The organism is Streptacidiphilus pinicola (assembly GCF_003258295.1).
GTDB classification, from domain to species: Bacteria; Actinomycetota; Actinomycetes; order Streptomycetales; family Streptomycetaceae; genus Streptacidiphilus; species Streptacidiphilus pinicola.
On the sequence record NZ_QKYN01000141.1, the window covers coordinates 22,290 to 30,974 of the forward strand.

At 75.3% G+C, this 8,685-nt stretch carries 4 protein-coding genes; 1 reads left to right on the plus strand and 3 read right to left on the minus strand.

The features are described from left to right. The first annotated feature begins 67 nt into the window (after positions 1–67). Positions 68–1,111 (plus strand): PucR family transcriptional regulator, encoded by a 1,044-nt coding sequence (locus DN069_RS31320; protein ID WP_243639982.1) that lies wholly within the window; start codon positions 68–70, stop codon positions 1,109–1,111. Here DN069_RS31320 and DN069_RS31325 read toward each other — a convergent pair. The 3 genes from DN069_RS31325 to DN069_RS31335 form a co-directional block, all read right to left on the minus strand. Continuing rightward, positions 1,108–6,003: a DNA repair ATPase gene (locus tag DN069_RS31325; protein ID WP_111506615.1), complete on the minus strand. Its 4,896-nt coding sequence runs from the start codon at positions 6,001–6,003 to the stop codon at positions 1,108–1,110. The genes DN069_RS31320 and DN069_RS31325 overlap by 4 nt on opposite strands. Positions 6,004–6,115: 112 nt before the next feature. Continuing rightward, entirely contained in the window at positions 6,116–8,152 is a 2,037-nt protein-coding gene (locus tag DN069_RS31330; RefSeq protein ID WP_111506616.1) for an SPFH domain-containing protein, read from the minus strand. Between the two features lie 66 nt (positions 8,153–8,218). Beyond that, positions 8,219–8,685: hypothetical protein (locus DN069_RS31335; RefSeq protein WP_207892338.1), on the minus strand; the 467-nt coding region annotated here is incomplete at its 5' end.

The following is an 8,685-nucleotide window of genomic DNA, read 5'->3' on the forward strand; positions in this document are numbered from 1 at the left end:
GTCGCTGTCGCTGGGTGTGCGGGGGAGGAAGCGGGAGTTGGCCACCGTCAGAGCTGGGGGGCAGGAGGTGGCGTCGTCCGAGGGCGATGTCTGGGCGCGGCTGCTGGAGGAGGTGGCCCGCAGTGGGCGGCGGTTGCGGCGGGAGGAGCTGGAGGCGCTGCGGGAGTACGGCGACCACGCCGCCGAGCAGGGGCGGGGGCTCGCGGAGCTGATCGACGAGCGGTTGGCGGCGACGGCGCAGGTGTGGGAGGGGCTGCCCGTGGACGCCGCGTCGATGGGCGCGCTGCGGGCCGCGGTCGCGGCGCTCGCGGCGGGGCACGGCCGGGCGTACCGGGAGCGGCTGCGCCGCGAGGAGGCCGGGCGGCGGCAGTTCGTCGCGGATCTGCTGAGCAGCCGCAGCGATCTGGGGCGGCTGGCCGAGCACGCCGAGCGGTTCGGGCTGAACCTCGCCTGCGCGCACGTGGTCGCGGTGGCCGACGGGGACGGGTACGACCTGGACGACCCGCTGGTGCGCGGGCTGGAGCGGCAGTTGCTCGCGCGGTTCGGCGAGCAGGAGGTGCTGCTGGCCGTGAAGCACGGGCGGCTGGTCTGCATCGCGCCGTCGGGGCAGGGCGAGGACGCGGTGGTCCGGGCCTTCGCGGAGCTGACCGAGGGGCGCCGGGTGGTCGTGGGCCGCCCGCACAGCGGACCGGGCGGGGTGGTGCACTCCTACGAGGAGGCCCGGCAGGCGCTGGAGCAGGCCGACCAGCTGGGCCTGCCGGGACGGGTGCTGCACGCGGCGGACCTGCTGGTGTTGCCGGTGCTGCTGCGCGACCGGGAAGCGCTGGAGGAGCTGGTGCGCAGCGTGCTGGGCCCGCTGGGCAAGGCCAGGGGCGGGGCGAAGCCGCTGCTGGAGACGCTGACCGCGTACGCGGAATCGCGTTACGTCACGGCGGAGGCGGCGCGCCGGCTCGGCCTGAGCGTGCGGGCGCTGGCGTACCGGATCGCCCACATCGTGCGCCTGACCGGGCTGGATCCGGACGACGCGCTGCAGCGCTACACCCTGGAGACCGCCGTGTTCGGCGCGCGGCTGCTCGGCTGGCCGGACGAGCCCGCGCCGGACAGTCCCTAGCGGGGGCCGTACGCGGCGCAGAGCGTCTGCCAGCGGGCGGACTGCTCCGCGGTGGCGCGGCCGCGCAGGCGGGCGAGGGCGAGCAGGTTGGCCTCGGCGGCGCTGCCGAGGGTGCGGGCCTCGGCGAGGTAGTGGTCGTCGAGCAGGGCCTCGACCTCGGCATCGCTCTGGACCGGGTCGATCCGGGCGGCCAGCTGCGCCATGGTGCGGTACGAGCCCTGGAGCAGGAACGGCGGCTCGGTGCGGGTCGCGTCCTCCTGCGCGGCCGAGGCGATGTACGCGCCGTTGACGGCGAGGACGGTGCGCTGGACGCGCCGCAGCCGGGTGAGGGTGGCCAGCGCCCGGTCCAGGTCCGGGACGGGGTGGGCGAGTTGGTCGGCCTGGGCGGCGGGGTCGCCGTCGGCCAGGGCGATGAGCAGGCGCAGGTCGGCCGGGTCGGTGCCGGCGAGCGGAGCGAGCACCGGGTTGGCGGCCAGGGCGTTCTCCAGGAAGGAGAGCGCGAACAGGTCCTGCTGTTCCGTCAGTACCTCGCCCAGGTTCCACACGTCGGCCCGGTTGGCGAGCATGTCGGGAATCTCGAAGCGCTGCCCGTTGGCCGTGTACGGGTTGCCGGCCAGGCAGACGGCGAAACGGCGGCCGCGCAGGTCGAAGCTGCGGGCGACGCCGTCGCTGACGGCCTCGACACGGCGCTGGGTGTCGCACAGCGGGATGAACTTCTGCAGCAGCTCGGCGGAGACGTGCTGGATGTCGTCGACGTGCAGCAGCACGTTGCTGCCCGCCTCCAGCGCGAACACGATCTTCTCGATCTCGCGGCGGGCCGCCGCGTCCGGGGCCCGGTCGGGGTCGAGCGAGGTGGTGCCGGCGCCGAGCGCCGGGCCGTCGACGCGGACCATCAGCAGGCCGAGCCGGTCGGCGACGTACTCCAGCAGCGCGGTCTTGCCGTAGCCGGGCGGGGACAGGAGCAGGAGCAGGCCGCTGCGGTCGGTGGTGGCGGTGGCGTCGAGCGTGCCGAGCTGCTTGGCCAGGTTGTCGCCCACGAGCGGCAGGTAGACGAGGTCGATGAGCTGGTTGCGGACGAAGCCGGCCAGCGGGCGCGGCCGGTAGTCGTCGAGCCGCAGCCGGCTCCGCTCGGCGGCGAGCACGTCCGCGCGCTGTCGCTGGAAGGCACGGAAGGCGGGCGCCCGCTCCTCACGGAACATCCGGGCCCGGGAGGGCAGTTCGTCGATGCGGACGGTCAACTGGCCGTCGGTGATCCGGGCGTGGGCGCCGAGGAGGCCGGTGACGGTCTCGCTGACGGCGGCGCTGACCTCGTAGCGCGGCAGCTCCGGCGCGCAGAGGCCGGCCACGGCCTCCTCGACGCCGTCGTCGTCCCGTGCCTCCGCCTGGGCGGCGGCGTACGCGCCGAGCCACGCGCGCGCGAGCTGGTGCCGGGCGACCAGGTCGCCGTCCAGGGCCCGCAGGTCCGCGGCGAGGGCGGGCGCGGCGTCGGTGTGCCGGAAGCCGTCGAGGAGGGTGCGCGCCGCGATGCCGGTCGCGAACCCCGTGCGCGGGTCCGCGAGTTCGGCGACCAGGTAGTGACCCGCCCGTCCCGGCCCTGCAAGGCCGAGGGGGTCCGTGAACTCCGCCACCGCGGCCGAGAGTTCGGCGGCGAGGGCGTTGATCGCGGTCGCCGTGGTGCCGCCGTCCGCGCCGAAGTGGGTGCGGGCCAGGACGAGGGAGCGGGCGCGGCGCTGCCAGGCCGCGCGCTGCGGCTCGGTCGCGCCGTGGGCCCAGAAGAGCTGGGCTGCGGCGCGCACGGGCGCGGGGTGCTCCAGCAGCCCGGCGCCGGCGCGCAGGCGCAGCAGCGCGTCGAGGATGAGCGCGGCGTCGTGGTCGTGGACGCCGCGCTCGTACCCCTCGTCGTAGGCGCGCTCGGCGGCCCGGCGCACCCGGTCGAGCAGCGGCTCCCGGGAGTCGCCGTCGGCGAGACCCACGTCCGGCCCGACGTCCGGGCCACTGTCCCGCCGACCGCCCAGACCACCCAGACCGCCGAGACCGCCCAGACTGCCCAGACCGCCCACGCCGCCCGGGCCGCCCATGCTGCCCAGGCCGCCCGCGTCGGGGAGCAGCGCCGCGGCCAGGTACTCGGCCCGGTAGAGCACCGGCGACTCGCTCACCAGCGGCTGCGTCCAGAACTCCCGCCCGGCCAGCAGCCCGCTCAGCAGCCCGCCCGCCGATCCGTCGGCCGACCCCTCCAGCCGCGCCGCGCGCCGGTAGCCGGTGCCGGTGACCAGGAAGGCGAGCCCGTCGCCCTCCGGTTGCAGGGTCAGCTCCACCGGCTCGCGGCGGACCGCGAAGCGGTGGCGGCCCAGCCGGACGCTGGCGCCGCCGTCCTCGGAGAGGTCGGCGCGGTCGCGCAGGTCCCGCAGGGCGGTGCGGACGGCGCCGGCGAGGCCGTCCGCCAGCTCCTGCGAGCGCACCTGGTCGTCGAGGGCGCGCAGTTCCTCCGCCGCCGCCCGGACGCGCACGGCCATCGGGTCGGCCGCCTGGGCGGCGTGGATGTCGGCGGCGGAGCCCAGGCCGGCGAGGCGGCGGCGCAGGGCCTCCAGGGCGCGCCGGGCGGAGGCGGCGACGCGGTCGGCGTGGGCGGCGGCCTCGTCGAGCAGGGTCTGCCGACGCGCGGCGAAGGCCTGCCGGATCTCCTCGCGGCGCAGCGCGAGGTCGGCGGCGAGGTCCTCGGCCTCGGCGAAGCGCGCCTCGAGCCCTTCCACGCGCAGCAGCAGCCGGGCCAGTTGGTCGTCGCAGGCCGCCGGGCTGTCGGCCGCGGTCAGGGCGGCGGTGGTCGCCTGGGCGAGCAGCGCGGACTCGGCCGCGTGGGCGGCGCGGTGCTCGGCGTCGAGCAGTGCGCGGCGGCGGTTGGCCAGCACCGCGCGGGCCCGGTTGACGGCCGCCAGGACCTCGCCGATGGCGAGCAGCACCGCGGTGCCGGCGGCCGGGTCGGCGGCGACGGCGCCGGTGACCAGGTCGGTGACGGTGGCCAGGGCGTCGGCCTGCTCGGTGAGCCGGTCGGCGAGCTGTGCGGCCTCGGCGGCGGTGCCGACGGACTCGGCCTCCTCGGCGGCGTGGCGGGCCGCCGAGAGCGGCGCCTCGAAGGCGTCGGGACCGGCGAAGAGGGCGAAGGCACGCTCGGTGGCCGCGGTCAACTCGCCGGCCAGGTCCGCCTCGACGTGGTCGAGGGCGGCCAGGTCGAGTTGCGGCAGGTCCCGGAGCAGCCGGGTGCGGCCCTGGGTCTGGCGCAGTTCGGCGAGCAGGCGGGTCCAGCCGTCGGCGTCGCCGGGCGGTTCGCCGTGGGAGCGGCGCAGCAGGACGGCCGCCTCCTCCCTGGCCTGCTCCAGCGCCTGCGAGGCACGGGCCGCGAGCCCGCGCACGCGCGCCTGCTCGACGGCCAACTGCTCGGCGGCCTCCCGCAGTTCGGCGAGCGGTGCGAGCAGGCCGGTGTCGGCGAGCCAGTAGTGCCGGTCCGCCGCCTTGGCGCAGGCGTCCAGGACCAGCTCCGAGGAGACGGTCACCTGGCTCTCCTGGGCGACAGCCGTCGCGGTGCGGACCACGTCGAGGCAGTCGGCGATGCCACGCACCAGATCGGCGTTGCCGATGCGCGCGAGCGGGTCGTCGCCGACGGGCTGCGCGGCGGCGTGGTCGGCGGACTGGAACGGGGTCTGCCACAGCTGGAGTTCGTGCGTGCGCACCGGCTCGCGGTCCGGCTTGAGCAGCACCAGGGTGCCGTCGGCGAGCAGGGTGTGGGCGGCGCCGTGCAGCGCCGCCCCGGCCTCGCGGCGGACGGTGTTCCACGGCAGCAGCAGCACCTGGGCCCGGCTCTGGCGGCGCAGGACGTAGAGCAGGTCCTCGCCGTTCGGCGAGGGCAGGACCGCGTCGAACCGCAGACCGTCCGACCCGTCGGCCGCGTCGGCGCCGACACCGTCCGACTGCATGCGGAAGGCGCGGTGGGTGCCGTCCGCGAGCTCGTAGCCGCCGGGGAAGATCAGGCCCTGCTCGGCGGGGAGCAGCCGGGCGCCGAGGCCGAGCGAGTCCTGGCGGCGCACCGAGCCGGTGCGGGTGTTGACGACAAGATGGCGGTCGGCCGGCTCGTTGTAGGGGCGGATCCGCAGGAGCAGCAGCGGACCCGTCTCGGCGTAGGCCACCGTCGCGTCGGCGAGGCTCTGCAGCGGCTCGTCGACGGGCTCCTCGTAGAGCGTGCGGTCGCCGGGCAGCGCCCGCACGGTGAGGCTGCCGCCGGTGGTGGCGACGGAGGCCGCACCACCGCCGCCCTCGATCCGGATCCGGCCGTGGTGGTGGTGCTCGCGCCCGGTCGTCGTCCACGGCAGCTCGTAGACGGGTGGCTGCGGCAGGTCGCGCTCGCCGTGGTTGCCGAGGTACTCGACCCGCTGGTCCGTCAGCTGCCAGCTGAGCACGCGCTGGTCGCCGTCGTTCTCACCGGTGCGGAAGACGGCCAGCAGCCGGCCCGAGGGCGTGCGCAGCAGGTCCGCGAGCCGGGCGTCGCGGTAGTAGCGCAGCAGTTCGGCGAGGTCGCGGTGGAACCGGTCGTCGTCGAGCAGGCCGGGGACGGTGCCGGGGTCGAGCGGCGTGCCGTCCAGCGCGTGCAGCGAGAGCAGTCCGGCGTCGAGGTCGGCGGCGGTCGTCCCCAGCAGCAGGACGTCGGGCCGGACGGCGACGACGCCGCACGCCGTGCCGTCGCCCGCGGTGCGCGGCCGGGCGGAGGCCGCGAGCTCCAGCGCGCGGGACCCGAAGGCCTCCTGCCGGCGGGTGTTCAACTCCCCCGCCCGCCGCCCCAGCTCGGCCGCCCGCTCGGCGAGCCGCGCCCGCAGGATCTGGTAGGTGCCGTCCTCGACGCCCATGACTGTTCCGTGTCCCCTTGCCCGCCGGTCCACTGGTCCGACGATCCCCGTCTGCTGGATTCCCCCGTGCGCGCCACCCGGGCGCGTGCCCCGCGCGCTACTTGCCCTCGCGCTACTTCCCCAGGCCGCCCGTGCCGTTGACGAGCCGCGCCGGGTCGACCGGCAGCGAGCCGTCCGCCGCGCCGCCGTTGAGCAGCTTCATCAGCAGCGCCAGGTTCCACGGTCCCCCGGCCGCGAGCGAGCGCAGCACCTCGGTGGCGTCGTCGCCGAAGCTCCGCTCGCCGTTCAACCAGTCGGCGCCCAGCGCCTTCACGGTCTCCGAGCCCTGCACCGCGCCGTCGATGGACTTGCCCAGGGACACCGCGCCGACGACCTTCTCCAGGAAGACGGTGTCCCCGCCGACGATGTCGATGTCCGCGCTTTCCAGACCCGCGGCCAGCACGGCCGCCTGGGCCTCGGCGACCTTCGCCTGGACCTCCAGCGCGGCGAGCCGGACGTCCTTGTCCGCGGCCAGGCGGAGCCGGAACTCCTCGTGCGAGCGGGAGACCTCGTCCAGCGCGGCCATCGCCGCGGCCTTCTTCTCCAGCCCGGCGGCCTCGCCGAGCAGCTTCTCGCGGATGCCCGAGGCCTCGGCCTGGGCCTTGCTCTCCGCGACGGCGGCCTCGGCCAGGCCGACCTTCTCGATCGCGGCGGCCTTCTCCTTCATACCGGCCGCCTCGGCCTCCAGGCGGGCGCGGACACCGGCCGCCTCGGCCAGGGCCTGACGCTCCGCCACCTCCGCCTGGGCCAGGCCCGCGGCTCCGGCGAGCGCCCGCTCGCCCTCGGCCCGGCGCACGTTGGCGGCGGCCTCCAGCTCGGCGCTCTTCTGGCCGGCCTCGGCAAGCACCAACTGCTCCTTGGCCCTCAGGTGCGCGGACTGCTCGGCGGCCTCCGCCGCCTTGATGTCCTTGACCAGCTGCTCCTGGGCCTCCGCCTCGGCGGCGATGATGACGGACTGCCGGGTGCGCTCGGCCTCCTGCACCACGCGGACCCGCTTGATCTCCTCCTCCTGCTCCGCGACCGTGCGCTCCACGGCGATCCGCTCGCGCACCACCTCGGCCACGCCGCGCCGCTCGACCTCGACCTCCTTCTCCATCCCGGCCCTGGCGAGCTGCACCTCCTTGTCGCGGTTGACGACCTCCAGCAGCCGGTCCTTCTCGATCCGCTCGCTCTCCACGGCCAGGACACGCTCGCGGTTCTTCTCCGCGACGGCGATCTCGCGCTGCTGGTTCTCGCGCTGGACGCCGAGCAGCTCCTCGGTGCGCAGCAGCGCACCGTGCGCCTTGAGCCGCTCCTCCTCCTGGACCATCGCCGTGGCGGCCTCCTCCTGCGCCTTCAGCGTCTCGATCCCCTTGCGCTGCCGGATCTCCGCCTCGGCGCGCCGACGCTCCAGCTCCAGCACGGCCTCGCGGGCGTCGACGTCCTGGCGGGTGATCTCCATCTGCTCGTTGCGCTGGAAGTCGTTGGTGCGGATGTGCTCCAGCGCGGTCAGCTCGGTGATCTTCCGGATGCCCTGCGCGTCCAGGATGTTGGTCGGGTCGAGCTCGGCCATCGGGGTCTGCTCGAGGTGGTCGATCGCCGCGTCCTCGAGGTGGTAGCCGTTCAGGTCCGTGCCGATGGCGGCGATGATCCGGTCCCGGAACTCCTCGCGGTGGGTGTAGAGGTCGGCGAAGTCGAGCTGCTTGCCGACGGTGCGCAGCGCCTCGGCGAACTTGGCGCTGAACAGGCTCTGCAGGGTCTCCTGGTGGCTGGCCCGCTCGGTGCCGATCGCCTGGGCGACCTTGATGACGTCCTCGACGGTCTTGTTGACCCGGACGAAGAAGGTGATCTGGATGTCGGCCCGGATGTTGTCCTTGCAGATCATCCCCTCACGGCCGGTACGGGTGATCTCGATGGTCTTCACCGAGATGTCCATGACCTCGGCGCGGTGCCTCATCGGCAGCACCAGGGCTCCGGTGAAGCTGACGTCGACGTTCTTGGGCCGGGAGACGATCAGGGCCTCGCCCTGGACGACCCTGCGGTACAGCCGTCCGTAGAGCAGCAGCGTGCCCAGACCGATGAGCAGCAGGACGGCGACGAGTACGCCGATTCCGATGGTGACGACAGACATGGCTGTTCCCTTGGACGGACGGTGCCGCGGATGGAATGAGAGAGGACGCGAGAAGAGGAAGGCGCGTCAGCCGGTAGCGGACGGCGCGGGCATGACCCAGAAGAACTCGCCGTCGGCGTCGTAGTCGTAGATGAGTGCGGAGGTTCCGGCCCGCAGGCCCGCTCCGGGCCCGGCCGCGTCGTCGAGGCTCTGCCGGACCTGCACCACTGCGGAGGAGCCGTCGGCGGCGCGGACCTCGGCCTGGCCGAAGTCGGGGCCCACCCGGCCGGTGCGGATCACGCAGCCGAGGCCCACGAAGTCCCACCGGGACGGCGGCGGAGGCGGCTCCGGTGTCAGCCGCCGCAGCGGCACGGCCAGCAGGCGGGTCCCCGCCCACCCGACGAGCAGTGCCACCGGCAGCAGGAACCACCGGCCGCCTCCGGCCCAGACCCCGCCGACGAGTGCGGTGAACCAGGCGAGGACGACCACGAGCGACACCGCCACCGTGATCGGCACCCCGCCGAGCCCCCATACCCGCTGCAGTCCGGCCCACC